Annotated in this window: 22 protein-coding genes and 1 tRNA gene; 10 read left to right on the top strand and 13 right to left on the bottom strand. The window is 68.1% G+C overall.

What is annotated here, in order from left to right; all coding sequences use genetic code 11:
• Window positions 1-146: 146 nt before the first annotated feature.
• From ABOZ73_RS04210 to ABOZ73_RS04195, 4 genes are read right to left on the bottom strand one after another with little or no spacing between them, the layout of a single operon-like run.
• Window positions 147-1,370: a PQQ-dependent sugar dehydrogenase gene (locus ABOZ73_RS04210; RefSeq protein ID WP_369060986.1), complete on the bottom strand. Its 1,224-nt coding sequence runs from the start codon at window positions 1,368-1,370 to the stop codon at window positions 147-149.
• A gap of 12 nt (window positions 1,371-1,382) precedes the next feature.
• Window positions 1,383-2,360 carry an asparagine synthetase B gene (locus tag ABOZ73_RS04205; RefSeq protein WP_369060984.1) on the bottom strand — a complete coding sequence of 326 codons (978 nt, stop codon included), beginning with the start codon at window positions 2,358-2,360 and terminating at the stop codon, window positions 1,383-1,385.
• Window positions 2,361-2,416: 56 nt separating this feature from the next.
• Complete coding sequence (locus ABOZ73_RS04200) at window positions 2,417-3,127, bottom strand: hypothetical protein (protein ID WP_369060982.1); 711 nt, start codon at window positions 3,125-3,127, stop codon at window positions 2,417-2,419.
• On the bottom strand, window positions 3,127-4,047 hold the full coding sequence (locus ABOZ73_RS04195) for a glycosyltransferase (protein ID WP_369060981.1): 921 nt from the start codon (window positions 4,045-4,047) through the stop codon (window positions 3,127-3,129). Before ABOZ73_RS04195 ends, ABOZ73_RS04200 begins: the two co-directional genes overlap by 1 nt.
• 209 nt (window positions 4,048-4,256) lie before the next feature.
• Between ABOZ73_RS04195 and ABOZ73_RS04190 the strand changes: the two genes are divergently transcribed.
• A tRNA-Met gene (locus ABOZ73_RS04190) sits at window positions 4,257-4,333 on the top strand.
• A gap of 354 nt (window positions 4,334-4,687) precedes the next feature.
• The gene (locus tag ABOZ73_RS04185) at window positions 4,688-4,813 is read left to right on the top strand and encodes a hypothetical protein (RefSeq protein WP_269714047.1); all 126 of its coding nucleotides are present in this window, start codon (window positions 4,688-4,690) and stop codon (window positions 4,811-4,813) included.
• Between the two features lie 65 nt (window positions 4,814-4,878).
• Here the strand turns inward: ABOZ73_RS04185 and ABOZ73_RS04180 are convergent, their stop codons facing one another.
• Entirely contained in the window at window positions 4,879-6,486 is a 1,608-nt protein-coding gene (locus tag ABOZ73_RS04180) for a carboxylesterase/lipase family protein (protein WP_369060979.1), read from the bottom strand.
• Window positions 6,487-6,811: 325 nt separating this feature from the next.
• Here ABOZ73_RS04180 and ABOZ73_RS04175 point away from each other — a divergent pair, with 325 nt between their 5' ends.
• Both ABOZ73_RS04175 and ABOZ73_RS04170 read left to right on the top strand, forming a co-directional pair.
• Window positions 6,812-7,015, top strand: a complete 204-nt coding sequence (locus ABOZ73_RS04175) for a hypothetical protein (protein ID WP_369060977.1) — start codon at window positions 6,812-6,814, stop codon at window positions 7,013-7,015.
• Window positions 7,016-7,040: 25 nt separating this feature from the next.
• Window positions 7,041-8,669, top strand: coding sequence for a phytoene desaturase family protein (locus tag ABOZ73_RS04170; RefSeq protein WP_369060976.1), 1,629 nt, complete (start codon window positions 7,041-7,043; stop codon window positions 8,667-8,669).
• Here ABOZ73_RS04170 and ABOZ73_RS04165 read toward each other — a convergent pair.
• The 4 genes from ABOZ73_RS04165 to ABOZ73_RS04150 all read right to left on the bottom strand — a co-directional run bounded on the left by ABOZ73_RS04165 (window position 8,666) and on the right by ABOZ73_RS04150 (window position 15,132).
• Window positions 8,666-9,295, bottom strand: a complete 630-nt coding sequence (locus ABOZ73_RS04165) for a type 1 glutamine amidotransferase domain-containing protein (RefSeq protein ID WP_369060974.1) — start codon at window positions 9,293-9,295, stop codon at window positions 8,666-8,668. The genes ABOZ73_RS04170 and ABOZ73_RS04165 overlap by 4 nt on opposite strands.
• A 77-nt stretch (window positions 9,296-9,372) precedes the next feature.
• Window positions 9,373-10,524 carry a response regulator gene (locus ABOZ73_RS04160; protein ID WP_369060972.1) on the bottom strand — a complete coding sequence of 384 codons (1,152 nt, stop codon included), beginning with the start codon at window positions 10,522-10,524 and terminating at the stop codon, window positions 9,373-9,375.
• 157 nt (window positions 10,525-10,681) lie between these two features.
• The gene (locus ABOZ73_RS04155) at window positions 10,682-13,366 is read right to left on the bottom strand and encodes a TonB-dependent receptor (RefSeq protein ID WP_369060970.1); all 2,685 of its coding nucleotides are present in this window, start codon (window positions 13,364-13,366) and stop codon (window positions 10,682-10,684) included.
• 392 nt (window positions 13,367-13,758) lie between these two features.
• Window positions 13,759-15,132, bottom strand: a complete 1,374-nt coding sequence (locus tag ABOZ73_RS04150; protein WP_369062481.1) for a transposase — start codon at window positions 15,130-15,132, stop codon at window positions 13,759-13,761.
• A gap of 441 nt (window positions 15,133-15,573) precedes the next feature.
• On the opposite strand from ABOZ73_RS04150, the gene queC reads away from it, so the two are divergent.
• From queC to ABOZ73_RS04135, 3 genes are all read left to right on the top strand, one after another.
• Entirely contained in the window at window positions 15,574-16,305 is a 732-nt protein-coding gene (queC, locus tag ABOZ73_RS04145; RefSeq protein WP_369060968.1) for a 7-cyano-7-deazaguanine synthase QueC, read from the top strand.
• Window positions 16,302-16,934 (top strand): 7-carboxy-7-deazaguanine synthase, encoded by a 633-nt coding sequence (gene queE, locus ABOZ73_RS04140; RefSeq protein ID WP_369060966.1) that lies wholly within the window; start codon window positions 16,302-16,304, stop codon window positions 16,932-16,934. Before queC ends, queE begins: the two co-directional genes overlap by 4 nt.
• Window positions 16,935-17,002: 68 nt before the next feature.
• A complete protein-coding gene (locus ABOZ73_RS04135; RefSeq protein WP_369060964.1) occupies window positions 17,003-17,371 on the top strand; it encodes a 6-carboxytetrahydropterin synthase in 369 nt (122 codons plus the stop codon).
• Here ABOZ73_RS04135 and ABOZ73_RS04130 read toward each other — a convergent pair whose 3' ends face one another.
• From ABOZ73_RS04130 to ABOZ73_RS04115, 4 genes are all read right to left on the bottom strand, one after another.
• Window positions 17,372-17,581 (bottom strand): hypothetical protein, encoded by a 210-nt coding sequence (locus tag ABOZ73_RS04130; protein ID WP_369060963.1) that lies wholly within the window; start codon window positions 17,579-17,581, stop codon window positions 17,372-17,374.
• Between the two features lie 189 nt (window positions 17,582-17,770).
• Window positions 17,771-18,277: a response regulator gene (locus ABOZ73_RS04125; RefSeq protein WP_369060962.1), complete on the bottom strand. Its 507-nt coding sequence runs from the start codon at window positions 18,275-18,277 to the stop codon at window positions 17,771-17,773.
• A 159-nt stretch (window positions 18,278-18,436) separates the two neighbouring features.
• Window positions 18,437-19,555, bottom strand: coding sequence for a chorismate synthase (gene aroC / locus ABOZ73_RS04120; RefSeq protein ID WP_369060961.1), 1,119 nt, complete (start codon window positions 19,553-19,555; stop codon window positions 18,437-18,439).
• A 69-nt stretch (window positions 19,556-19,624) separates the two neighbouring features.
• A complete protein-coding gene (locus ABOZ73_RS04115) occupies window positions 19,625-20,320 on the bottom strand; it encodes a DnaJ C-terminal domain-containing protein (protein WP_369060959.1) in 696 nt (231 codons plus the stop codon).
• Between the two features lie 75 nt (window positions 20,321-20,395).
• Between ABOZ73_RS04115 and pdxH the strand changes: the two genes are divergently transcribed.
• From pdxH to ABOZ73_RS04100, 3 genes are all read left to right on the top strand, one after another.
• On the top strand, window positions 20,396-21,067 hold the full coding sequence (gene pdxH, locus ABOZ73_RS04110) for a pyridoxamine 5'-phosphate oxidase (protein WP_369060957.1): 672 nt from the start codon (window positions 20,396-20,398) through the stop codon (window positions 21,065-21,067).
• Window positions 21,064-22,566 carry an AAA family ATPase gene (locus ABOZ73_RS04105; RefSeq protein ID WP_369060956.1) on the top strand — a complete coding sequence of 501 codons (1,503 nt, stop codon included), beginning with the start codon at window positions 21,064-21,066 and terminating at the stop codon, window positions 22,564-22,566. The genes pdxH and ABOZ73_RS04105 overlap by 4 nt, the downstream gene beginning before the upstream one ends.
• Before the next feature lie 228 nt (window positions 22,567-22,794).
• Window positions 22,795-24,426, top strand: a complete 1,632-nt coding sequence (locus tag ABOZ73_RS04100; RefSeq protein WP_369060954.1) for a long-chain-fatty-acid--CoA ligase — start codon at window positions 22,795-22,797, stop codon at window positions 24,424-24,426.
• The last annotated feature ends 281 nt before the right edge of the window (window positions 24,427-24,707 follow it).

The following is a 24,707-nucleotide window of genomic DNA, read 5'->3' as shown; positions in this document are numbered from 1 at the left end:
CCCGCTTGCGGGGGAGGGGGACCATGCGAAGCATGGTGGAGGGGGCGCTCTGCTGAGCTTCAGCTAGCGCCCCCTCCGTCACGTCGCTGCGCGCCGCGCCACCTCCCCCGTACGCTTTGCTACGGGGCAGGAGAAAGAGCGTCACCCTACTTCGGCGAAACCCGCAGAACCTGGCCACGGTCGTCCGTCAGCAGGTACAGCGCGCCATCCGGGCCCTGGACCACGTCGCGGATGCGGCTGTCCTCGTCGGTCAGCAGACGCTCTTCACCCACCACCTTCTCGCCGTCCATGACCAGGCGCACCAGGGCGCTGGAGGCCAGGCCGCCGATGAACACATTACCCTTCCAGGCCGGAAACAGCTCGCCCGTGTAGAAGGTCATGCCGCCCGGCGCGATGACCGGATCCCAGTAGTAGATCGGCTGTTCCATGCCGGCCTTCTGGCTTTCGCTCTTGCCGATGGCGCCGCCGGAATATTCGATGCCGTAGGTGATGGTCGGCCAGCCGTAGTCCTTGCCCTTGCGGGGGATGTTCAGCTCGTCGCCGCCGCGCGGGCCGTGCTCGACCGTCCACAGTTCGCCGGTCTTGGGGTTGATCGCCGCGCCCTGGATGTTGCGCAGGCCGATAGCCCAGATCTCCGGCCGAGCGCCGGCGGTGTTCACGAACGGGTTGTCCGCGGGGATCGAGCCGTCGGCGTTGATCCGCACCACCTTGCCCAGGGTCCCGTCCAGGCGCTGGGCCTGCATGCGGCCTTCCAGGATCGAGCGCTCGCCCAGGCCGATGAACAGCTTGCCGTCCGGCGCGAAGGCCAGGCGGCTGCCGAAATGCAGGTCCGACTGCACGGTCGGGGTCTGGCGGAAGATGACCTGGACGTTCTCGACCTTGGTCCCGTCGTCGCTCAGGCGGCCGCGAGCGGCGGCCGTGCCGTTGCCGCCGTCGCGCGGCTCGGCATAGGTCCAGTAGATCAGGCGGTTGGTGGAGAACTGCGGGTCGATGGCCACGTGCAGCAGGCCGCCCTGGCGCACGGCGTGGACCGGCGGCAGGCCGGTGATCGGCGCGCTCTTGGTCCCGTCGCGGCTGACGATGATCAGGCGGCCCGGCTTCTCGGTCACCAGCATGCGGCCGTCGGGCATGAAGGCCAGGCCCCACGGGTTGGTCAGGCCGTCGGCGATCACCTCGACCTTCAGGGCCACGTCGGACTTCACCTCCGGCGCGCGGGTCTGACCCTCGAACGCCGGCTTGTAGGCGGTGTTGGCCGGGCCGGTCTGGACCGGAGGGCCCTTGGGCGCGGCGGCGTTGGCCGTCTTGGTTTCGCCGGAGCCGCCGCAGGCGGTCATCAGGGTCGTGGCGGCGAGAAGAGCGATCAGGCGCATGGGGCAGTTCTCCTAAGCGTCGAGCAGGGTTCGCAGGGCGTCGTCCGGCGCAAGGCCGTCCAGGTGGATCAGGGACCACAGGCCGAAAAACAGTAGGGGCCAGCGTTTCGAGGCATGGGCGTCGTCGGCGAACACCGACCGCACCGCATCCAGGTCACAGGTCTCGCGCACGGCCTTCAGCCCGGCCAGGCGGGGGGCGATGTCGCCGGCGCGGGGCGCGATCCAGGCGGCCACCGGCACGGTGAAGCCCTTCTTCTTGCCCCACGGGTCGGCGGCGGGGCAGGCGCGCTCCAGCCACTTGCGCAGGATCCATTTGCCGTAGCGGCCGCGCACCTTCATCCGGTCGGGCAGGGCGTCGGCGAAGGCTGCGACCCGCGGGTCCAGGAACGGCGTGCGTCCCTCCAGCCCCACGGCCATCAGGCAGCGGTCCAGTTTCAGCAGCAGATCGTTGGGCAGCCAGGTTGCGATGTCCGCGCCCTGGGAGCGCTTCAGCAGGCCTCCCTCGATTCCGGCCGTCGCCGCTCGCCACCGCGCCAGGGCGCTCGCACCGCCGTCGGCCAGCATGGGGGCGTCCACCTGCGGCTCGGCCGCTCGTCCGCCCAGCCAGCCGGGGCGCAGGGCGCGGCGATAGCGGCCATAGCCGGCGAACAGCTCGTCGCCGCCTTCGCCGCTCAGCACCACGGTCAGGGTCCCCTTGGCGGCCTCGGCCAGCTTCAGGGTCGGCAGGACGGCGTAGTCGCTGGTCGGATCGTCCAGCGCCCAGGCGGCTTGCGGCGCCAGGCCCCAGAAGTCGTCCTCGGTGAAGGTGGTCTCGCGCCAGTCCAGGTTCAGGGCCCGGGCGACCTTCTCCGCCTGCGCCCGCTCGTCCCGCGCCTCGGCCACGTCGAACCCGCAGGTGAAGGCGGTGACCGGCCGCGCGTTCAGCCGGCTCATCAGGGTGGCGATGGCCGTGGAGTCGATCCCGCCCGACAGGAACAGGCCATAGGGCACGTCGGACCGCTGGTGGACGGCGACGCTGTTCTCGAGGACGGCGTCGAGGGTCCGGATCAGTTGATCCTCCCCCCTGGGGGAGGTGGCCCAGCGGGCCGGAGGGGGCTTGCTGACTCAGCATTACCCCCTCCACCGCTTCGCGGTCCCCCTCCCCCAAGGGGGGAGGATTTGAGCTCGCCGCCCGAAACCTCGACCACTTGTCCCGGCGCCAGCCGCTTCACCCCCGCGAAGATCGTCTCCTCGCCCAGGGTGTAGTTCAGCGCCAGCAGCTCCTGCGCCCGCTCGGGGACCATCGCCCCCCGGGCCAGCGCGCGGGGTTCGGAGGCGAAGCGAACCCCCTCAGGCCCGGTGGTGTAATACAGCGGCTTGATCCCGAACCGGTCGCGGACCAGCCAGGTGCGGCCGTCCCCGCCGATCAGACAAAAGGCGTACATCCCCCGCAGGCGCTCGAACGCCCTGGGGCCTTCCTGGGCGTACAGATGCAGCAGGGGCTCGAAGTCCGAGCCGGTGGTCAGCCTGTCCTTCAGGCCGAACTCGGCCGTCAGCTCGACGTAGTTGTAAATCTCGCCATTGCCGATGACCGTGCTCCCCGCCGCGTGCAGGGGCTGCCACCCGCCTTCCAGGTCGATGATCGACAGGCGGGCGTGGCCGATGGACCAGCCGGGGCCGTCCTCGGTGCGGACGCCGTTCGGGCCGCGATGGGCGAGGGTGGCGATCAGCGGGGCCGCCGAGGCCTCGCTACCCAGCACGCCGGCGATGCCGCACATCAGCGGGCGCCCAGTTCGGTGAACAGGGTCCGCCACTGGCCGACCACGGCCGCCTCGCTGAACTCGTCCTTCACCCGATGGCGGCCAGCGGCGACCATGCCGGCGCGCAAGACCGGATCGCCCAGGATGCGCTTGGCCGCCTCGGCCAGGGCGTCGGGCTCGTCCATGGGGACCAGCAGGCCATCCTCCTCATGGCGGATCATGTCGGCCGGGCCGCGGGCGTCGGCCGCCACGATGGGCAAACCGTGGGCCCAGCTCTGGATCACCACATTGCCCAGCGGCTCGTAGCGCGAGGGGAACAGGCACAGGTCGGCGGTCTTGTAGAGCGCCGGCGCGTCGTTGCGCCAACCCAGGAAGCGCACTCGGTCCGAGACACCCAGCCCGTCGGCCAGGGCCTTCAGCTGCGCCTCCAGCGGCCCGTTCCCGGCGATCCACAGGTAGGCGTCGGGAATCATCGTCAGCGCCTTCAGGCTGACGTCGTGGGCCTTGGACGCATGCAGCCGCCCCATGCCCAGCAGCAGGGGGACGCCCTCCGGCGTATCGAACTGCGCCCGGTCCAGGGGCTTGCCTGTCCCGGCGGCGGCGTAGTTGGGGATGCAGCGGATCTTGTCGGCCGGCCAGCCCTGGCCGATGGCCCAGCGCACGATGTCGGTGGTGTTGCCCACCAGGGCGTCGAAGCCCTTGTAGTATTTCAGCTTGTAGTAGCCGCCCATCCGGCCGACCCGCGCCCACGGCCCCTTCGGCGCGTGGCGGGCGGCGCGATTCATCCAGGCCACGATCACCCGCGCGTCCTGCTCCCGCGCGAAGGCGGCGGCGCGGGGCTTGCTGAACAGGTCCAGCGGGCCGCCGAAATCCAGGGTTTTGACCGAGACGCCCATCTCCTCCAGCGTCGCCTGGCGGTGGATATGGGGGCGAATCAAGGCCGCCTCGCTAAGGCCTGCGCGGCGCAGGGCCCCGACGAGAACTCACGAAGTACGTCTCCGCGCCGCCGTCGGCGGCCGAACCCAGAAGATGCAGGGTGCTCATCGCCGCGGACCCTAGCCTTTGAGCTAAGGTTTCCCAAGCCGCTTGAAGTTCGAAAACTCCGCCCCTATAACGCCGCCTCCTCGCACTGGGCGCAGGCCGCTATGGCTGGGTAGCTCAGATGGTTAGAGCGGTGGATTCATAACCCACAGGTCGGCGGTTCGATCCCGCCCCCAGCTACCAGTGCGAGGCCTTCAAGGCTTTGAAATGTAAAGAAATCTCGTGGCGCTGGGCCACGGGGGTCGAGCTCTTGCAAAGCCTTGGGTCCGTGGCCCCTGGGATAGACGCCCCCCAGTCGGGCCGGGCGGGGCCCTGGAGCTCCCGCCCGACCTCCCGGCCCGCGGCTCGTTCGCCGCGGTCCGATGTCGCCCAATAAGCATGGCCATTGAAGCTGGAGTATGCGGCGCGGCGTCGCGGAGAACTCCGGTCCGTCACAAAAACCGGCCGATGTCACATAAGCGTCACCGTTTCGTCATTCCGGGAACGAAACAGAAGCGGTAGCATTATGCAGTCCGGAAACGTCTGGGAGGCTTACACATGCGCGCCTTGTTCGAGCCCGTGATCTTGGTGGTGGCCGTGGCCAACGCTTTCCTCGGCGCCCTCGGCTGGCTGGGCGCCGCCCAGACCATCGGCGAAGTCTGGGCCGAGCGCGAAGGCGCTTAATAGCCTTCCTACTTTAGATCTGATCAAGCGAACCGCCCCGGCCTCTCGACCGGGGCTTTCGGCGTTCAGCGTTGTGGCGCCACGCTGATCTCGCCGCCCTGCTGGGCGAAGGGGACGGCCTCGAACAGGCGGCGTTCGGCGCCGCGCGGGTCCGATTCCAGGTGCGAGACGGCGTCGAACACCATGGTCTCGCGCTTCTCCATCCCATACGGCCGCCACTCGGGATGGCCCTTGGCGTTGGGGTTTCCGGTCCTGGCGAAGGCGATGAAGGCGTCGCTCATATGGGCTGAGGCGGCGCGCGTCTCGGGCGTGTCGGCGTAGCGCGAGCCTTCGCCGGCGAAGGTGCCGAACACCAGCGGGATGTCGTAGCCGTGGCTGGCGCCCCACTTGCCGCCGTCCGCCTGGGCGCCGAAGTCCAGCTGATAGCCCCAGGTCGGGGCCTTCGCGCCCTTGGCCCGCTCCTCCAGCTCGATCACCGCCCCGCGCCACGAACGCCCCGCCGTGGTGGCGGCGAAGAACACGTCGGACGGCGAATAGGCGGGATAGAGGCGGCGATACTCCGCCACCACCGCTTCGGGCGCGATGTCGATGCGCAGGTTGCGGGCCAGCAGCGGCGGGACCTGTTCCCAGGTCAGGTCGAAGGTCTTGGGATCGCCCCCGCCGATCAGGCCGCGCGTCTCGCCCTTGGTGTTGCCGATGATCATCGGGATGTCCGACGAAAGCGGCGCGGCGTCCGGATAGAACGGGTGGCGGGGCAGGGTGCGATCGACCACCGGGCCCATATAGAGGCCGCCGGCCCCGATCACCGGATCGGTCGCCGTCAGGGCGGCCACGATCTGCGCCGACGGGATGGTTCGCAGCTGATCCATCTGATCCGGCTTGAGCTTCAGGGCGTCGAGCAGGGCGTGGGTGCGGGTGGTGGCGTTCAGCGGGCCTTGGGCGGTCACCTGCTGGCCGCTCATGGTCGCCGCCTTGTGGAACAGGCCGCGCGCCGCCGGAGTGGCCATCAGGGTGGCGATCTTGGCGCCGCCGCCCGATTGGCCGAAGACCATGACATTGCCCGGGTCGCCGCCGAACTCGGCGATGTTGTCGCGCACCCACTGCAGGGCGAGGATCAGATCCAGCTGTCCGGCGCTGCCGCTGTCGGCGAAAGCCGTCCCGCCGATCCGCTCCAGATAGAGATAGCCGAAGGCGTTCAGGCGGTGGTTCAGGCTGACCACCACCACGTCGCCGCGCTTGGCCAGGATGGTCCCGTCATGGGTCGGATGCGCGCCCGAGCCGTTGGAATAGGCGCCGCCGTGTATCCACACCATGACCGGCCGCTTGGCCCCGTCGCGCAGGCCAGGCGTCCAGACGTTCAGGAACAGGCAGTCCTCGCTCTGGCTCGGCTGATCCGAGCGCTGGGGCGCGGCGTGGCCGTAGGCGGTCGCGTCGGCGATCCCCTTCCACGGCGTCGGGGCGACCGGGGCCATGAAGCGGCGGGGGCCGGTGTCGGCGCCGTAGCGGACGCCCTTGAACACCGCCACGCCCTGATTGGTCGCGCCACGCACCTGGCCGGCGGTGGTGCGGGCGACGGGCGCGCCGCCCTTGGCCGCGGCGAAGGCGGGCAGGGGCGCCATGGTTGCGGCGGCCAAACCGGCGGACAGCAAGGTGCGGCGATCAAGGTTTTCCATGTTTCTCCCCTCGGCCGGATCGTCTTGCCCCGCCTTTGAATTTTATACGATGATACCGGTTACCTCGCCGATGTGAAGGCTTGAGTAGTCTGGGGTATCGACGATATTTGAATGGCCTAGCTTTCGGATCAGGCTCGAATGACGGCGGCGCAAACCAGGGCTTGGGGATGGCTTCTGAAAACCTACGGCGTAGGGCTCTGGATCGGCGCCGCTGCCAACGGGTTGGGACAGCCGAACAAGGCCACTGCGGCGGCCTACGGCCTTGCTCTGCTCGCTGTCGTTCTCCATCTTGTCATGGTGTTCGCCTTCCCGCAGGGAGCCTCCGATGAATAATCTCGAGATGTTCAACATCGCGGCCATGGCCGGCGGGATGCTCATTGTCGTCGTGGCCCTGGTTCACAGAGCCTTCGGCGCGCGGATGGCCGCCAAGCCGGCGACGACGTTCAAGGCGGACTTCGATTACACCGCGACCGGCCTTGGTGATCACGCCGAGGTCCTGACGGTGAAGAAGCGCGAACCGGCGCGCTGACCTTCCCTTCTGCTCCGGGCCGGCCGTGACCTCGACCTCTCAGCGCGACGCGGTGATCATCGGCGGGGGCCACAACGGGCTGGTCTGCGCCTTCTATCTCGCCAAGGCGGGCCTGAAGGTCACGGTGTGCGAGGCGCGCGGCGTGGTCGGCGGCGCGGCGGTGACCGAGGAATTCCATCCCGGATTCCGCAACTCCGTCGCCAGCTACACGGTCAGCCTGCTGAACCCCGTGGTCATCGCCGACATGGACCTGCACGGCCACGGCCTGCGCATCGTCGAGCGGCCGATCGCCAACTTCCTCCCGCTGGACGGCGATTATCTGAAGTCCGGCGGCGGGCTGGCGCGGACCCAGGCGGAGTTCGCCCGGTTCTCGCGGAAGGACGCCGATCGGCTGCCCGCCTATTTCGACATGCTGGACGAGATTGGTGACGTCCTGCGCAAGCTGGCGGTGCAGACGCCGCCGAACCTGGGCGACGGCCTGCCCGGCCTGTTGCGGGCCCTGCGCCAGGGCTCGATCCTGCTGGGCCTGTCGCGGGAGCGGCAGGGGCAGCTTCTGGACTTCTTCACCGAAAGCGCCCGCGACGTGCTGGATCGCTGGTTCGAGAGCGACCCGGTCAAGGCGGTGTTCGGCTTCGACGCGGTGGTCGGCGCCTTCGCCAGCCCGGACAACCCCGGCTCGGCCTATGTGTTGCTGCACCATACGTTCGGAGAAGTGAACGGAAAGAAGGGCGCCTGGGGCCACGCCATCGGGGGCATGGGCGCCATCACCCAGGCCATGGCGCGGGCCTGCCAGGGGTTGCGCGTGGAGCTTCTGACCAACGCCCCGGTCGCCCGGGTGCTGACCGACGGCGGCCGCGCGGCGGGGGTGGAGCTGGCCGACGGCCGGACGATCGCGGCACGCACCGTCGCCTCGAACCTCAACCCGTCCCTGCTGTTTTCAAAGCTTGTGGACCAGGCGGACCTGAGGCCGGATTTCCGCGACCGCGTGGCCGCCTATCGCAACGGCTCGGGCACGTTCCGCATGAACGTGGCGCTGAACGCGCTGCCCAGCTTCTCCGTCCTGCCTGGCCGCGAGCAGGCCGAGCATCACCAGAGCGGGATCATCATCGCCCCCAGCCTCGACTACATGGACCGTGCCCATGCGGACGCCAAGGCGACGGGGATGTCGAAGCAGCCCATCGTCGAGATGCTGATCCCCTCGACCCTGGACGACAGCCTGGCGCCGGCGGGCGGGCATGTGGCCAGCCTGTTCTGCCAGCAGTTCGCGCCGAGCTTGCCGGACGGGCGAAGCTGGGACGAGGGGCGGGATACGGCGGCCGACTTGATCCTCGATACGGTCGAGGCGCACGCCCCCGGCTTCAAGGCGTCGGTGATCGGACGCACGGCCCTGTCGCCCCTGGATCTGGAGCGCAAGTTCGGCCTGACCGGCGGCGACATTTTCCACGGCTGCATGAGCCTGGACCAGCTATGGGCGGCGCGGCCGTTCGTCGGCAGCGCCAGCCATCGCGCCCCGATCACGGGGCTCTACATGTGCGGCTCGGGCACGCACCCCGGCGGCGGCGTGTCGGGCAATCCCGGCCGAAACGCCGCCCGCGAGATTCTGCGCGACCGCAGTCTCGGGACGGCGCTGGGGCTCATGTTGCGGGGCGCTTAGGCGAAGTTTCGCGGCTCGTCCGGCGGGCTGGCCATGGTGGCCCTGCCGGCTCGGCGGTCACGGGGATCGTGGCGGCCCTCGGCGACTTCCTCAATCAGCTTGCGGCAGAAAGCGTCCAGATCCTCGGGCGTGCGGCTAGTGACCACGCCGTCGTCCACAACGACTTCTTGATCCACCACGTCTGCGTCCGCGTTCTTCAGGTCCTCGCGGATGTTCTTGACGCTTGTCACGGTCAGGCCGGCGACGACGCCCGCGTTGATCAGCACCCACGGGCCGTGACAGATCGCGCCGATCGGCTTGCCGGCGTCGAAGGCCTCTCGGACCAGTTTGAGGGCGGCTTCTGTGACCCGCACCTTGTCTGGGCTGAACAGGCCGCCGGGAATGTGGATCGCATCGTAGTCGGCGGCGTTGACCTGATCGAAGACCTTGTCGACCGCAATGGTGTCGGCCTTTTCGTGATGCTCGAACGCCTGCAGCTCGCCAGTCTTGTCCGACAGGATGTCCACGGTCGCGCCGGCGCCGCGAAGGGCTTCGAGGGGCGCGAAGAGTTCTGAGCGTTCAAAGCCGTCGGCCGCGAGGATCGCCACCTTCTTTCCGCTGAGCTTGCTGGATTGGACGTCGGTCATAGCGGTTCTCCTGGGGCTGTCACCTCGGGGGCGGTGACGGGCTGGAGAACCGGAGCGACGGGCCTTTGTTCCGACGGTTAAGCCACAGCCCGATCGTTCGCCACATCTTCAGCCGCGGCCAGGGCGGTGTTCATCGCCTCCAGCAGGCGCTCGGGGGCGATGGGCTTTTCGACCAAGTTCTGCATGCCGGCCGCCAGGTAGGACTGGATGTCCGCCGGAGCCGCCTTGGCGGTCAGGGCGATGATCGGCACGGCGCCGGCCTTGCCGGGCAGTTCGCGGATGGCGCGGGTGGCCTCGACGCCGTCCATGCGCGGCATCTTGATGTCCATCAGGATGATGTCGAAGCGGCCGGAGCGGGCGGCGTCCAGGGCCTCGACCCCGTCCGCGACCTGCTCGGACGTGCAGTCGAAGGTCTCGCACAGGGCCTCGACCACCATGCGGTTGGTGGCGTTGTCGTCGACGATTAGCACGTGGGCCACGCGGTGGGCGCCGGCGGTCCGCTCCGGCTCCTCGGCCAGAAGGACCACGGGCAGGGTCAGTTCAAAGGTGATGGTCACGCCGGGGCCGACATTGGCCTCGGCCGTCGCCTTGCCGCCCATGGCCTGGGCCAGGCGGCGGGCCAGGGCCATGCCCAGGCCGACGGACAGGTTCATTTGCTCGTTCTCGACCGCCGCGCGGAACACGCCGGCGGCCTGATCGGGAGTCCAGTCGCCATTGTCGCGGACGCGGCCCTCGACGACCATGCCGGCGGCGGTCTCACGGACCTTCAGGCTGGCCTCGACGGCGCCACGGCCGGCGTCGCCCAGGGCGCGGCCGATCAGGGCGTCGAAGATCTGGCCGATGCGGCGGGGGTCGGCCAGGACGGCGGCGTCGGGCTCGCCGTCATAGCTGACCAGCAGGGTCGCGCCCACGGCGGCGGCTTCCACCGCCCAGCGGGCCTCGATGTCGTCCATCAGCAGGCGCAGGGCCTGAGGACGGGGCTCGATGGACAGGGCGCCCACGCGGGCGGCGTTCAGGTCGGTGGCGCGGGCCAGCAGCTCGCGCACGTCGGTCAGGGTCTCGTCGATGGCGCGCAGGCACGCCTGGCCGTCAGGGCCCAGGGGCTCGCGGCCCAGCCGTTCCACGAAGCTGGCCAGCCCCTCCAGCCGGCGCGACACGTCCGCGCCCAGCCGCTCGACGAGGCCGAGCGAGACCGCGGGGGCCGCGGAGGAGGCGGTCTTCTTGGTCATGCGGAAAGGGGTCCAGCCGACAATTGCACGTCGGCCGACTATTGGCGCCGACGCTTGCGGCCCCGTTAAGCAACAAAGTCACCAACCCGTTAGGCATAAAGAAAAACGGCGGGGATCGCTCCCCGCCGCCTTAACAGTTCGATGCTCCTCGCGCGCCTTAGAAGCGCTTGGTCACGGCCACGCCATAGGTGCGCGGCTCGCTGAGGAAGATGTTGCGGAACAGGCCCGAGGAGTCGTCCGTCAGGTAGGCGTCGGTGATCGCCTCCTCGTCCGTCAGGTTCTTCACATAGGCCTCGACGTCCAGGCCCATGTCGTTGTTCGACAGGCGCAGGGACAGGTTCACGTTCTCCCAGGCCGGCAGGTGGTCGGCGCGGGTGTTGTAGATCCGCGCGAAGGCGTCGTCCTGGCGGTAGTAATCGCCGCGGATCACCGCCTCCCACGCGTTGCCGAATTCCCAGGTGTACTGGGCGCCGATCGAGAAGGTGGTCTTCGGCGCGTTCGGCAGCTCCTTGCCGTCCAGGCTGACAGCCACCCCGTCGGTGGTGTCCAGGAAGATGCCCAGCGGGGCCAGCGGATTGGTCGCCGCCGTGGAGCCGGTGCGATAGCCGCCGCCGCAGGCGTTGATCAGATAGGCCGGGTTCACCGGCGGGATGCCGGCGGCCGGGAAGCCATTGTTGATCAGGCTCATCACCGCCGCGACCTGGGCGGTCGGGGCGACGCAGTTGGCGCCGATCAGGGCCCCGTTGATCAGGGTCAGGGCCGGATTGCCTTGCGTGCGGTTCAGGGTGTCCACCGACGAGCCGCCGGTGATCTCGGTGTCGAGATAGCCGAAGGTGCCGTTGAAGCGCAGGTTGCGGATCGGCTCCCAGATCGCTTCCAGCTCCACGCCCTTGATCTTGGCGTCGATGTTCTCGTTGACCGAGGTGCGGGCCGCGATCTTGGAGATCTGATAGCCCTCGTAGTCGTAGTAGAACCCGGTGGCGTTCAACAGCAGGCTGCCGCCCAGCAGGGTGTTCTTGATGCCGACTTCGTAGGCGTTGACGAACTCCGGCGCGAAGGTGGTCTCGATCCCCGCGATCCCGGCGGCGGAGGCCGGGTTGAAGCCGCCCGCCTTGTAGCCCTTCGAATAGAAGGCATAGAGCAGGGTGTCGTCGGTGAAGCTCAGGTCCGGCTTCCAGTCGAAGCCCAGGCGCCCGGTGGTTTCCTTGAAGTGGACGCGCTGGATGGTCGGACGGCCGCCCCGGCCCGGCGACAGCAGCACGTTGGGTAGGCTGTCGACGCGCTTCTCGTCGCTGGTGTAGCGCAGGCCGCCGGTGATCTTCAGGTTATCGAGAACCTGCCAGTACACCTCGCCGAACGCCGCCGTGGCGTCCAGGAAGTACGGACCCGCCGAGCGGTAGTAGTTGTGACCATCGCCGGCCGGCGGGAAGTTCGGATCGATATAGACCCCCGGCGCCGGGAAGCCCGCCGCCGCCGCGGCGGTCAGGCCGTTCGACATCACATAGTAGTTGGTGTCCTGGTCCAGCTTCAGGTGGATCGCGCCGATGTTGAAGTTCACCGGCCCGTCGAAGTTCGACTGCAGGCGCAGTTCCTGGCTGAACTGCTCGCTGTCCGACGACGAGATGTCGAAGGTCGCCAGCTGGTTCAAGCGGCCCAGCTGCGGGTCGGTGAAGAACCCGCCGGGCGTCAGCGGCGTGGCGTTGAAGTTCGCCACCGGCGTGATGCGGTTGTAGTCCTGGAAGGTGAAGTAGCTGTCCTTGTTGTACGAGGTCAGCGACGTCAGGGTCAGGTTGTCGGTGATGTCCAGCTCGAGGTTGAACATCCAGACGTCGGCCTTGGCGCGGTACTGCGGGTCCTGGAAGGACTCGATCTTGCGCAGGTCCGGGTTCTGCATCTTGCCGGCGTAGGGATCGCCCGAAAGGATGCCGGTGACGATCGACGGCACGCCCGCCAGGGTCGCCGCGCCGTTTACCGTGCCCAGGGACGACGGATCGTTCACGTGCGCCGACTTACAGCCCTGGCTCAGCAGGGCGCGGGCGAACGGGTTGCTGACCGGCACCGGGCCGACCGACGTCGGGCCCACGTCCTTGACGCACAGCTGCTTGCCGACGCGGGCGCGCTTGTCGTCCTCTTCGAAGTGCTCGTACGACAGCCAGGCGCGGATGCCCTCGGTCGGGGTGAACGACAGGGTGGCGCGGGCCGCCCACAGGTCGCGGTCGTCCACGTCGTTGCCGGTGGTCAGGTTCTCGCCGAACCCGTCGCGCTTGACCATCGAGCCGGCCACCCGCAGGGCCATCTTGTCCTCGACGATGGGCAGGTTGACCATGCCGCGCAGGCGGCGCGTGTTGTAGTTGCCCAGCTCCCCGCGGATGCTGGCCTCGAAGATGTCGGTCGGCTTGGCGGTGATCACGTTGACCACGCCGCCGGTGGCGTTGCGCCCGTACAGGGTGCCCTGCGGACCGCGCAGCACTTCCACCCGCTCCACGTCATAGAACTCCGCCTCGAACAGGCGGTTGGCGGTCAGGGGCGCGTTGTTCTGGTGGACGCCGACGCCCTGGTCGGACGCGCCCGACACCACCTTCGAGCCGACGCCGCGGATCTGGAAGTTGGCGCCGGTGAAATTGGTCTTGGAGAAGGTGACGTTCGGGATGGCCGTCTGAAGGTTCGGCCCCCCATCGATCTTCTGCGCCTCCAGGCTCTGCTGGCTGAAGGCCGAGACCGCGATCGGCACGTCCTGCAGCGCTTCTTCCCGCTTCTGGGCGGTGACGACGAGTTCCTCGATGACGCTCTGGGCGAAGGCCGGGCCGGCTACGGCCATGACGGCCGCGGCGGATACACCCATGGCGAGCAGTCTCCGCAGTTGCGAAGATTGAGACATTTGTTTTCCCTCCCAACGCCGCGGCCGTTCGACCTGCGTGCGTCGTCGTTCCTCAGCGCCGAGATTTTTATCAGTCGTGTCGGAATCCCGGCATCCCCCACACGCCATAAGGGAATTGCATACGCGACGCAGAGGGCTGTCAATCGGCTACGCCGTAAGATAACAGCGATAACTTACGCCTTTTCACCGTGACGTAGCGTCAGGAAGGGTAGTTTTGGCTAGTTTGTCAAAAATTTGGGAGCGAGGTCTCTGACAGCTTGGTCTGGACAGGGTTAGGGCCGCTATGTGCCGATTTCGTTGAAAAAGGCCGCGCTGATCCGGCGGCTGCCAAGCGTACGGAACTGAGTAGCCCCGCCTTAGGCAGGTAAAGCGTCCAACGGGGCGATCACCTTGGCCATTTTGCGAAGGTTCTGAGCGGTTGCAGCCATTAGGAACTCATCGCGGGCGCCATTCGGGCCACGGAGCCGCAGCCGGTCTACCTTGAGGATGCGCTTGAGGTGGGCGAACAGCATCTCGACCTTTTTCCGCTCTCGCCGTGAGATTATATAGGCGTCGGTCTTGGCGATATCGCGCGCCCGGTCTCTTGAAGCCTCATAGATCGAACGAGTGACTTTGCGGGCGGGCGTGTTGGGTGAACAGCGGCTCTTCAGTTCGCACGCGTCGCAATCCTTCTTCGACGCGCGGTATCGATAGGTGTCGTCTGGTGGGGCGTTCGGCCGTGGCCTGCTAAAGGCGCGTCGGTTTCGCTCCAAAGTTTTCCCCGACGGGCACGTATAGGTGTCGGCGGCGCGGTCGTAGATGAAGTCGCTGCGTGCGAACGTCCCGTCATCGCGCCCGGATTTGTCGATGACTGGGATATGCGGCTCGATGCCTCGCTTTTCGACCAGCCAATCCAACATCTCCGCCGAGCCATAGGCGGTGTCCGCAGCCAGGCGATCCGGGCTCAGTTCATGGCGATCCCGTACCCTGTCGAGCATCGTGCGAACCGCGCCCACCTCCGCCTGACGCACCGGCGCTGTGGGTTCGACATCGACAATCACCGCGTGCTGCAGGTCGATCAGATAGTTGGTCGAGTACGCAAAGTAGGCCGGGCCCTTGTCCGCTCCGGTCCAACGCGCCGCCGGATCGGCCGGTGAGATGAACTTCGGCACGACGGGAGTCGCCGCGCCGAAGGCGGCGTCATCGAGCACGGCTAGATACTCATTGATCGCCCGGCTCGCAGCCGCCTTCGGCAAGCCCTCTGCACTGGGTACGCAGCGCTGACGGTTAGCGTCAGCCTTGATCAGGCTGGCGTCGGCGGCGAAGCCTTCTCCGCCGACCATGCCCTCGGCTATGCAGCGCTCCACCGTCGTCTCGAAGACGTGACGCAGCAGATCACAGTCGCGAAAGCGGCCATGCCTGTTCTTCGACAAGGTTGAGTGGTCGGGGACATCTCCGTCCAGGCCTAGGCGGCAGAACCAGCGGTAGGCCAGGTTCAGATGCACCTCATCACAGAGCCGCCGTTCAGAACGGATGCCGAAGCAGTAGCCGACGATCAGCATGCGGATCAGCAGCTCGGGATCGATCGATGGGCGGCCAATGGGAGAGTAGAAGGGCGCGACGTGAGCACGAACGCCCTCGAGATCGACGAAGCGATCAATGGCGCGAAGCAGGTGGCCTGCAGGCACGTGCCCTTCGAGCGAGAACTCGTAGAACAGAGCGCCCTGATCGATCTTTCGATCACCCATCATGGCCATGCCTCCTCGCTGCTACGGGAGTGAATCAGGCCCCACTTCATGCTTCAACAAGCGAGTTAGCCTTGAACGAAGAAGGTGATCAGGATGTCTCGGCGCGTAGTTCGCTGGCTGATCGTTGCGGCGGTCGCCGTCGTAGCTCTGGTCAGTGTCGCGGTGTTCGTGCGCCACTCCCCGAGCGTTGCCCAAGACGCATGTCTTGACGCCGGTGGGGCGTGGATCGAAGGAAAATGCCTGGGCCGCCCTTCAACCTAGCCGGCCTTTTTCAACACAATCTGCCAAAAGGCGCCATTCCGCCCGTCCCTCAATTCTCCCAATTCACCGCCGCCCCAGTCTCCCAATTCTCTCCGCCCGCACCCCGGGCATAACCGCCACCGCATCCCCCGCGACGCCCCGCCACCGTTCCGCTTCGCGCGCCGTTGATGTAGAGCACGCGGCATGTCGACCGCAGCTTCCCCCTCCCAAGGCGCCCTGGTGCTGTTCTCCGGCGGCCAGGATTCCACCGTCTGCCTGGCCTGGGCGCTGCAGCGCTATGCGCGGGTCGAGACGGTGGGCTTCGACTATGGCCAGCGACACTCGGTCGAGATGCAGGCCCGCCAGGAGGTGCGCGACCGCATCGCCCAGGCGTTCCCCGCCTGGGCCTCGCGCCTGGGCGAGGATCATGTGCTCGACATCCGCGGCTTCGGCGCGGTGGCGCAAAGCGCCCTGACCGCCGAGCGCGAGATCGAGATCAACGAGCGCGGCCTGCCGACCACCTTCGTGCCCGGCCGCAACCTGGTGTTCCTGACCTACGCCGCCGCCCTGGCCGACCGCCGGGGCCTGCGCGCCCTGGTGGGGGGCATGTGCGAGACGGACTTCTCCGGCTATCCCGACTGCCGCCGCGATACCCTGGATGCGCTGGAGACGGCGCTGAATCTGGGCATGGACCGCCACTTCTCGGTCGAGACGCCCCTGATGCGCCTGACCAAGGCCGAGACCTGGGGCCGGGCCAAGAGCCTGGGCGGCGAGGCGCTGGTGCGCATCATCGTCGAGGACAGCCACACCTGCTACCGCGGCCAGCGCGGCGTGCTGCACGACTGGGGCCATGGCTGCGGCGCCTGCCCGGCCTGCGACCTGCGGGCCATGGGCTGGAACGCGTGGGTGGGCGACGGCCGCCCGGCGCTGGCATGACCTACAGCGTCAAGGAGATCTTCCTGACCCTGCAGGGCGAGGGCGGTCAGGCCGGCAAGGCCGCCGTCTTCTGCCGTTTCGCGGGCTGCAACCTGTGGACCGGGCGCGAGCAGGATCGGGCCAAGGCCGTCTGCACCTTCTGCGACACCGACTTCGTGGGGACGGACGGGGAGGGCGGCGGCAAGTTCGCCACGCCCGACGCCCTGGCCGACGCGGTGGCCGCCGCCTGGACCGGCGGGCCGGACGACCGGCTGGTGGTGATCACCGGCGGCGAGCCGATGCTGCAGTTGGACGCCCCCCTGATCGACGCACTTCATTCGCGCGGCTTCATGATCGCGGTGGAGACCAACGGCACCCTGCCGGCTCCCGACGGCATCGACTGGATCTGCGTCAGCCCCAAGGCCGACGCGGCCGTCGTGCAGACCCGGGGCCAGGAGCTGAAGCTGGTCTATCCCCAGGCCCTGGCCGATCCGTCGCGCTTCGAGCACATGGATTTCGAGCGGTTCTACCTGCAGCCCATGGACGGGCCGGACCAGCTGGAAAACACGCAAAAGGCCGTCGCCTATTGCCTTTCCCACCCCAAGTGGCGTTTAAGCGTGCAGACGCACAAATATCTGGGCCTGCCCTGAGGAGCGCGTTCGGCCGTTATGCCGGATGCGTGCAGCCCTCCCAGGCCCCGCACACAAGTTTCGAGCCCATGACCGAGCCTGTCTTCGAAATCACGAAGGCCGCGACCTTCGACGCGGCCCATTACATCGAGCAAGGTCCCGCGGAGCATCGCTACCGCCGCCTGCACGGCCATTCCTTCAAGGTCGAGGCCAGCGTCAAGGGCGCGGCCCAGGCGGCCGGCTGGGTGGAGGACCTCGACGTCCTCGACAAGGCGCTGAAGGCGGTGGCCGAGGAGCTGGACCACGGCCTGCTCAACGACCATCCCGGCCTTCAGGTCCCGACCCTGGAAAACCTGTGCCTGCACTTCGTGGGCAAGCTGAAGCCGCGCTTCCCCGGCCTGTCGCGCGTGGTGGTCTCCCGCCCGACGATCGGCGAGCGGTGTGAGTTGTCGCTCTAGCTAGCGGCGGTCCTCGTCGTCCCGGCCATCGCCCGGGATGATCATCTTGCCCGTGCCGACCACGGCCTTGCCGGCGACCTTGGCGGTGCCGCCGACCACCGCCGCGCCCGCGCCCACCACCGCGCCGCCGGCGGCGACGGCCAGGCAGCCTTGCAGCGCCAGCGCGCTGGCGATCACGGCCGACAGGGCGGCCAGGCGGGAAAGACGCATGGGATAGGGCTCCGACTAGAAGGCCGATCCTACACGCCGGTTCTCAACGGAAGATTTCTGAGGCTGCGGCCGATAGTCCGTGCGTGCTTCGAGATGCGCTATCGCGCCCGCGGCATGACGAGCCTTGTTGCACCTGAATTCGTCATCCTGAGGAGCGGTCGCAGACCGCGTCTCGAAGGACGCACGGCCTCAATACAGCTCGTCGTCCGACAGCTGGTCCGTCTCGCGGCGCTTCTGACCCGTATAGTTCGGATCGTCCCGCCGGCGCCGGTCCGGGCCGAAATAGTCGTTGGAGCGGATGAACGGGCGGGCCTGTTCGATGACCAGGCCGATGCGGTGGATCACGCTGCGGGCGGTGACGGGCTTGGCCAGGAACTCGTTGACCCCAGCGTCGCGGGCTTCCTTGACCGCGCGGGGTGTGGAGTGGCCGGTGACCATGATGATGGGCACCAGCTGATTGGGGCTGTCGGGGCTGTTGCGCAGCAGGTTGACGAAGTCGATGCCGTTGATCGGCGACATGGTCAGGTCGGTGATCACGATGTCGATCGCGTTGCGGCGCATGACCTCGAAGGCTTCGCCGCCATCGAGCGCCTCATAGACCTGACGCACGCCGATCGCCCGGAGAATCTCCGTCAGCAAAAGCAGCATGTTCTGGTTGTCATCAACCAGAAGAACTTTCAGGAAACCGAATTGCACGACCGGATTGCTGCCCCTGTGTCCCCCCGCCTAGGCAAGTATCTGCCCTTGGCGCGCAGGCTCCATAATGGCCTAAATCCTTGCGGGTCAACGCGAAAAACAACGTTAGGCTTAATGCTGGCGGCGGTTCAGCTACCCATCGCCTGCTTTTGAAGCGGATTATTCGCCGCGCGCTCCGGGCGCGAAGGCGCCGCCGCCCGTCTGGGCGCGGTGGCGCAGGAAGGCGTCGGCCAGGACGCAGGCGGTCATGGCCTCGACCACCGGCACGCCGCGGATGCCGACGCAGGGGTCGTGGCGGCCCTTGGTGCGCAGGTCGACCTCCTCACCCTTCTCGTTCACCGCCTGGCGCGGGGTGAGGATCGAGGAGGTGGGCTTGAACGCCACGCGGGCCACCACCGGCTGGCCGGTGGAGATGCCGCCCAGCACGCCGCCGGCGTTGTTGGCCAGGAACTCGACCTGGCCGTCCTTCATCCTCATCTCGTCGGCGTTCTCCTCGCCGGTGAAGGCCGCGGAGGCGAAGCCGGCCCCGATCTCCACGCCCTTGGCGGCGTTGATCGACATCAGGGCGGCGGCCAGTTCGCTGTCCAGCTTGCCATAGATCGGCGCGCCCCAGCCGGCGGGCACGCCCACCGCCTCGACCTCGACGACGGCGCCGGTGGACGAGCCGGCCTTGCGGATCGTCTCCAGGTGCTCCTCCCACACCGGCACGATGGCGGCGTCGGGGGACCAGAAGGGATTGTTCTCGACCTCGGCCCAGTCGAACCGCGAACGGTCGATGGCGTGCGGGCCGATCTGCACCAGGCAGGCGCGGATGGTCACGCCCTCCAGGATCTTGCGGGCCACGGCGCCCGCCGCGACGCGCGCCGCCGTCTCGCGGGCGGACGAACGCCCGCCGCCGCGATAGTCGCGCACCCCGTACTTGGCGAAATAGGCGTAGTCGGCATGACCGGGCCGGAAGGCCTGGGCGATGTCGGAATAGTCCTTGGACCGCTGGTCGGTGTTCTCGATCATCAGGCTGATCGGCGTGCCGGTGGTCACCTGGCCGGCCGTGCGGTCGTCCTCGAACACTCCCGACAGGATCTTCACTTCGTCCGGCTCGCGCCGCTGGGTAACGAACTTGCCCTGGCCGGGCTTGCGCTTGTCCAGCCAGACCTGGATCTCGGCGGCCGTCAGACCGACGCCGGGAGGACACCCGTCCACCACGCACCCCAACGCCGGCCCATGGCTTTCGCCCCAGGTGGTGACGCGGAACAAATGACCGAAGGTGTTGTGCGACATGGCCGCGCTTTTAGCTGAAGGCGTCGGCGCGACCAATCCCCTCTCCTCCGCAAACGGGGGCGAGGGGAGTTAGGCCGCCCAGGCCGCCGTGAAGCGCTTCAGCAGGGTCCGGGCCGCGCTCTCGCCGCGTTCGGCGGCGCGCTCCACCCGCAGGAACAGGTCGCCCTGCGCGTGATCGCCTCGCGCCGGCAGGCCTTGGCCCTGCACGCGGATCAGGCCGCGTTCGGCCGCCTTCTGGGTGATCCAGATGCTGCGGCGGCCCACCGGGGTGTCGATGACGGCGCGGCCGCCGTCGGCCAGAAGTTGCGGGTCGATGGCCGCGGTCAGCCACAGGTCGTCGCCGCGCACCAGGGCCTCGGCGTCGCCGCTGATGCTGACGGCCAGGACCACGCCGTCGACCCGGATGCGGTCGTCCTCGCGCAGGCCGGCGGGCAGGGTGACGCGCAGGCGGCGGCCTTCGTGCTCGATCTCCACCTGTCCGCCCTCGACGGCGATCAGGGGTGTGATGGTCACGCCGGTGGCGGGTGGCGCGGCGGCCTCCTGCACGGCGGGCGGGAAGGCGATGGGCGAGCCAAGGTCGGCCTGCAGCACGCGGTGTGCGGCCAGCATGTCGCGGAACAGGGCGGGACTGCCGCCCGGACGGTCGGGGTGGGCCCGCTTGGCGGCCTCGCGGAAGGCTTTTCGCAGGGTCTGCGCATCAGCGCCGTGCTCCACGCCGAGAAGGGCGCGGGCGGTGGCGGGGGTTATGACAGCGCGAGTAGTCACCGAGGGAGCCTCGGCTGTTTTGGTCAATTTCCTGTTAAGGCTGATCCGAAAGCCAAGGCGCGCTATAGGGCGGACATGACCGACGAGCCCCTGATCCCGCACAGCCCCACCGAGGACGAATACGTCCGCCAGGTGACCAGCGCGGAGCCGCTGCCCCTGCTGCCCGAAGCGGACCCCTTCGCCCTGTTCGCCGAGTGGCTGAAGGCGGCCGACAAGTCCGAGCCCAACGATCCCAACGGCATGGCCTTGGCCACCGTGGACGAGGACGGCCTGCCGGACCTGCGCATGGTGCTGCTGAAGGATGTCGATCCCGCCGGCTTCGTCTTCTACACCAACCTCGACAGCGCCAAGGGGCGGGAGCTGACCGCCAATCCCAAGGCCGCCCTGCTGTTTCACTGGAAGTCCCTGCGCCGCCAGGTGCGCGTGCGCGGCGCCGTGGAGCGCGTGACCGACGCGGAGGCCGACGCCTATTTCGCCACCCGCGCTCGCCCCAGCCAGCTGGGCGCCTGGGCGTCCGACCAGTCGCGGACCCTGCCGGACCGCTTCGCCCTGGAGAAGAAGGTGGCCGAGGTCGGCCTGCGCTTCGGCCTGGGCAAGGTGACGCGCCCGCCGCACTGGTCCGGCTTCCGCATCCGGCCCGTCGCTATCGAGTTCTGGCGTGACCGTCCGTTCCGCCTGCACGAGCGGCTGGTGTTCGAGCGTCCGACGCCTGACGCCGCCTGGACCACGCGGCGCCTGTTCCCATGACCACGCCTTCCGAACTGGCACACGAGGCCGACATCGCCCAATGGTTCGGCGCCAAGGCCGAGCGCGTTATCGAGACATCCTGCGCCCGCGTCTTCCTGCTGGGCGACAGCGCCTGGAAGGTGAAGCGTCCGGTCGACTTCGGCTTCCTCAACTACTCCACGCTTGAACTGCGCCGCTGGGCGCTGGAGCGGGAGCTGACCTTCAACCGCGCCGCGGCCTCGGACATCTATCGTCAGGTGACGCCCATCGTCCGTCTGGCCGACGGCTCCCTGGCGCTCGGCGGGGAAGGGGAGGTGGTCGAGCACGCGCTGGAGATGCGCCGCTTCGACGAGCACGCCGTCCTGTCCGCCCAGCCCTGGGCCATCGACGATCAGGTCGAGGAAAGCCTGGGCCGCACCATCGCCGCCTTCCACCTGAGCTCGGACCTGCGCCCCAAGGGCGGCGGGGTGGATGCGCTGGGCTACACTATCCGCTCCAACGCCAGCCTGCTGACCGGGCTTGGCCCGCGCCTGGGTCAAAGCGCCGTGGCCCGCCTGGTGGCCGAGACCGACCGCGCCTTCGCCGCCCAGGGCGACCTGCTGAACGCCCGCGCCGGCCAGGGCTTCGCCCGCCACTGCCACGGCGACCTGCACCTGGGGAACATCCTGCTGGAGGACGGGCGTCCGATCCTGTTCGACTGCATCGAGTTCAACGACGTGCTGTCGGACATCGACGTCCAGTATGACCTAGCCTTCCTGCTGATGGACCTGGATTTCCGACGCCGTCGCGACGCGGCCAACCGGGTGATGAACGCCTATCTGGACGAGGCCGCCCGCAGCTTCGGCGACGCCCTGTTCAGCGGCCTGTCGGCCCTGCCGCTGATGCTGTCGGTGCGCGCCGCCGTGCGCTGCCACGTCCAGGCCTATAGCGACGACGACGAGGCGGCCCGCGCCTATCTCGCCACCGCCCTGGCCCATCTGGAGCCCAAGCGCACTGGGCTGGTCGCCGTCGGCGGCCTGTCGGGTTCGGGCAAGTCCACCTTCGCCCGCGCCGCCGCGCCGGGCCTGGGCGTCGCGCCGGGCGCGGTGGTCCTGCGCTCGGACGAACTTCGCAAGCGCCTGTGGGGCGCCGCCCCGCTGCAGAAGCTGCCGCCCGAGGCCTACACCCAGGAGTTCGGCGCCAAGGTCTATGCCCGCCTGTTCGAGGAGGCCGCCCTGCTGCTGGCCACCGGCAGCTCCGTCGTCCTCGACGCGGTGTTCCTGAGGCCGGAAGAGCGCCAGCAGGCTGCTGACCTGGCGATGCGCGCCGGTGTGCCGTTCCAGGGTGTCTGGCTGCAGGCCCCCGCCGAGCTGCTGCGCCAGCGGGTCGACGCCCGCACGGGCGACGCCTCCGACGCCGACGTGCGCGTTCTGGAAGCCCAGCTCACCCGCGACCCCGGCGTCCTCGACGCCTGGAAACGCATCCAGTCCGACGCGGCCTTCGAAGGCGAGGCCAAGGCCCTGGCGGAGATGCTGCGGTAAATTCCCTCTCCCTGATAGGAGAGGGGCAGGGGTTAGGGTGACTACGGTCGTTCCGCCGCACCGTCGTCCTCCGCCGCATCACCCTCATCCCCGACCCTTCTCCCATCAAGGGAGAAGGGGGCAGGACGCAGCCCCCGTAACGTAACATTGCTCCCCCGCCGCCCCGATTGCGCACCGCAGCAAGCCCGGTTACCGTTCGACTAAACAACGATAACACGAGGAAACGCGATGCTTGGTCTGATGCAGCATGGGGCTCTGACGGTCGACAAGATCCTCGAGCACGCCGGACGCTGGCATGGAGACCGCGAGGTGGTCACGCGCTCCGTCGAGGGGCCCATCGTCCGCACCAACTACGGCGAGATCCTGCGCCGCGCCAAGCGCGTGTCGAGCGCCCTGGTCACCCTGGGCATCAAGCCGGGCGAACGGGTCGCCACCCTGGCCTGGAACACCGCCCGACACATCGAGGCCTGGTACGCCATCATGGGCATCGGCGCGGTCTGCCACACCCTGAACCCGCGGCTGTTCCCCGACCAGATCGCCTGGATCGCCAACCACGCCGAAGACCGCATCATCTTCGCCGATCTGACCTTCATCCCGATCCTGCAGGCTATCCTGCCCAAGCTGCCGATGGTCGAGCACGTGGTGGTCATGACCGACCGCGCCAACATGCCGGCGCTCGACTTCAAGTCGGTGCTCTGCTTCGAGGAACTGGCCGAGGCTGGCTCAACCGACGTGAAATGGGGCAGCTTCGACGAGGAGACCGCCTGCGGCCTGTGCTACACCTCGGGCACCACGGGCGACCCAAAGGGGGTGCTCTATTCCCACCGCTCCAACTACCTGCACACCCTGCTGACCTTGCAGGCCGACGTCATGGGCCTGTCGGCGCGCGACACCATCCTGCCGGTGGTGCCGATGTTCCACGCCAACGCCTGGGGCACGGCCTTCTCGGCGCCGGGCGTCGGCTCCAAGATCGTCATGCCGGGCGCCAAGATGGACGGCGCCTCGATCTTCGAACTTCTGGAGACGGAAGGGGTCACCTTCTCCGCCGCCGTGCCCACCGTCTGGCAGATGCTGCTGCAGCACATGCAGGCCGCCAACCTGAAACCCAGCACGCTGAAGCGCGTGGTCATCGGCGGCTCGGCCTGCCCGGAGAGCATCATCCGCGCCTTCCATGACGACTATGGGGTGGAGGTGATCCACGCCTGGGGCATGACCGAGACCTCGCCCCTAGGCACCCTTGGCTCCATGAACGCCAAGGTCTCGGCCCTGCCGTTCGACAAGCAGATGCCCTATCGCCTGAAACAAGGCCGCGTGCCTCTGGGCGTCGACCTGAAGCTGGTCAACGATGAGGGCGAGCGCCTGCCGCACGACGGCAAGACCTTCGGCCGCCTGATGATCAACGGTCCGATCATCGTCAAAGGCTACTTCAAGGGACAGGGCGAGGTGCTGGACGAGGAGGGCTACTTCGACACCGGCGACGTGGCCACCATCTGCCCCGAAGGCTTCATGCAAATCACCGACCGCGCCAAGGACGTCATCAAGTCCGGCGGGGAGTGGATCAGCTCCATCGAGATCGAGAATATCGCCGTCGGCCACCCGACCGCACAGATCGCCGCCGTGATCGGCGTCGCCCACCCCAAGTGGGACGAGCGCCCGCTGCTGCTGGTTAAGCTGAAGGACGGCGAGACCGCCACGCGCGAGGACTATCTGTCTTTCCTGAATGGCAAGATCGCCAAGTGGTGGATGCCCGACGACGTCGTCTTCGTGGACGACATCCCGCTGGGCGCCACGGGCAAGATCGACAAGAAGCGGATCCGCGAGGGCTTCAAGAATTACGTTCTGCCAACAGCGGTCGCGTAACTGTATATTCTGAGCAACGTTCGGCGATCTTGGTGATTAATTCGCCATAAACAATTGAGGCGGGATTGCGGCGTTATTGTCGTCATCTTTGCCACATCTGTTCGCATTGCGACGTTTTTCGGCACTTTTCTGCTTCATTGGGCGGCGTTGGCCTCTATTCCCGGCGCCGCTGGACCGCGGGGTGACGCCACGTCGCTTTCATCGGGTCCTGCCCTCTTGTCACACCTGGCCGCCTTCCCCCCCCCCTTCCTCCGGGCGGCCCGCGTAGAGAAAGAAGTAGT

Origin of the sequence: Caulobacter sp. 73W (genome assembly GCF_041021955.1) — a bacterium.
Classification (GTDB): domain Bacteria; phylum Pseudomonadota; class Alphaproteobacteria; order Caulobacterales; family Caulobacteraceae; genus Caulobacter.
Note: the sequence above shows the minus strand (reverse complement) of the source record. Positions and strands in the feature narration are given on the sequence as shown.

Excerpts from the sequence above, each read along its gene's own strand:
- ABOZ73_RS04185 (WP_269714047.1), top strand. The coding sequence starts at position 4,688 with ATGCGCGCCTTGTTCGAGCCCGTGATCTTGGTGGTGGCCGTGGCCAAC.
- ABOZ73_RS04130 (WP_369060963.1), bottom strand. The coding sequence starts at position 17,581 with ATGCGTCTTTCCCGCCTGGCCGCCCTGTCGGCCGTGATCGCCAGCGCG.
- ABOZ73_RS04165 (WP_369060974.1), bottom strand. The coding sequence starts at position 9,295 with ATGACCGACGTCCAATCCAGCAAGCTCAGCGGAAAGAAGGTGGCGATC.
- ABOZ73_RS04160 (WP_369060972.1), bottom strand. The coding sequence starts at position 10,524 with ATGACCAAGAAGACCGCCTCCTCCGCGGCCCCCGCGGTCTCGCTCGGC.
- ABOZ73_RS04180 (WP_369060979.1), bottom strand. The coding sequence starts at position 6,486 with ATGGAAAACCTTGATCGCCGCACCTTGCTGTCCGCCGGTTTGGCCGCC.
- pdxH (WP_369060957.1), top strand. The coding sequence starts at position 20,396 with ATGACCGACGAGCCCCTGATCCCGCACAGCCCCACCGAGGACGAATAC.
- ABOZ73_RS04175 (WP_369060977.1), top strand. The coding sequence starts at position 6,812 with ATGAATAATCTCGAGATGTTCAACATCGCGGCCATGGCCGGCGGGATG.
- ABOZ73_RS04135 (WP_369060964.1), top strand. The coding sequence starts at position 17,003 with ATGACCGAGCCTGTCTTCGAAATCACGAAGGCCGCGACCTTCGACGCG.
- ABOZ73_RS04100 (WP_369060954.1), top strand. The coding sequence starts at position 22,795 with ATGCTTGGTCTGATGCAGCATGGGGCTCTGACGGTCGACAAGATCCTC.
- aroC (WP_369060961.1), bottom strand. The coding sequence starts at position 19,555 with ATGTCGCACAACACCTTCGGTCATTTGTTCCGCGTCACCACCTGGGGC.
- queC (WP_369060968.1), top strand. The coding sequence starts at position 15,574 with ATGTCGACCGCAGCTTCCCCCTCCCAAGGCGCCCTGGTGCTGTTCTCC.
- ABOZ73_RS04200 (WP_369060982.1), bottom strand. The coding sequence starts at position 3,127 with ATGTGCGGCATCGCCGGCGTGCTGGGTAGCGAGGCCTCGGCGGCCCCG.
- ABOZ73_RS04105 (WP_369060956.1), top strand. The coding sequence starts at position 21,064 with ATGACCACGCCTTCCGAACTGGCACACGAGGCCGACATCGCCCAATGG.
- ABOZ73_RS04155 (WP_369060970.1), bottom strand. The coding sequence starts at position 13,366 with ATGGGTGTATCCGCCGCGGCCGTCATGGCCGTAGCCGGCCCGGCCTTC.
- queE (WP_369060966.1), top strand. The coding sequence starts at position 16,302 with ATGACCTACAGCGTCAAGGAGATCTTCCTGACCCTGCAGGGCGAGGGC.
- ABOZ73_RS04150 (WP_369062481.1), bottom strand. The coding sequence starts at position 15,132 with ATGATGGGTGATCGAAAGATCGATCAGGGCGCTCTGTTCTACGAGTTC.
- ABOZ73_RS04210 (WP_369060986.1), bottom strand. The coding sequence starts at position 1,370 with ATGCGCCTGATCGCTCTTCTCGCCGCCACGACCCTGATGACCGCCTGC.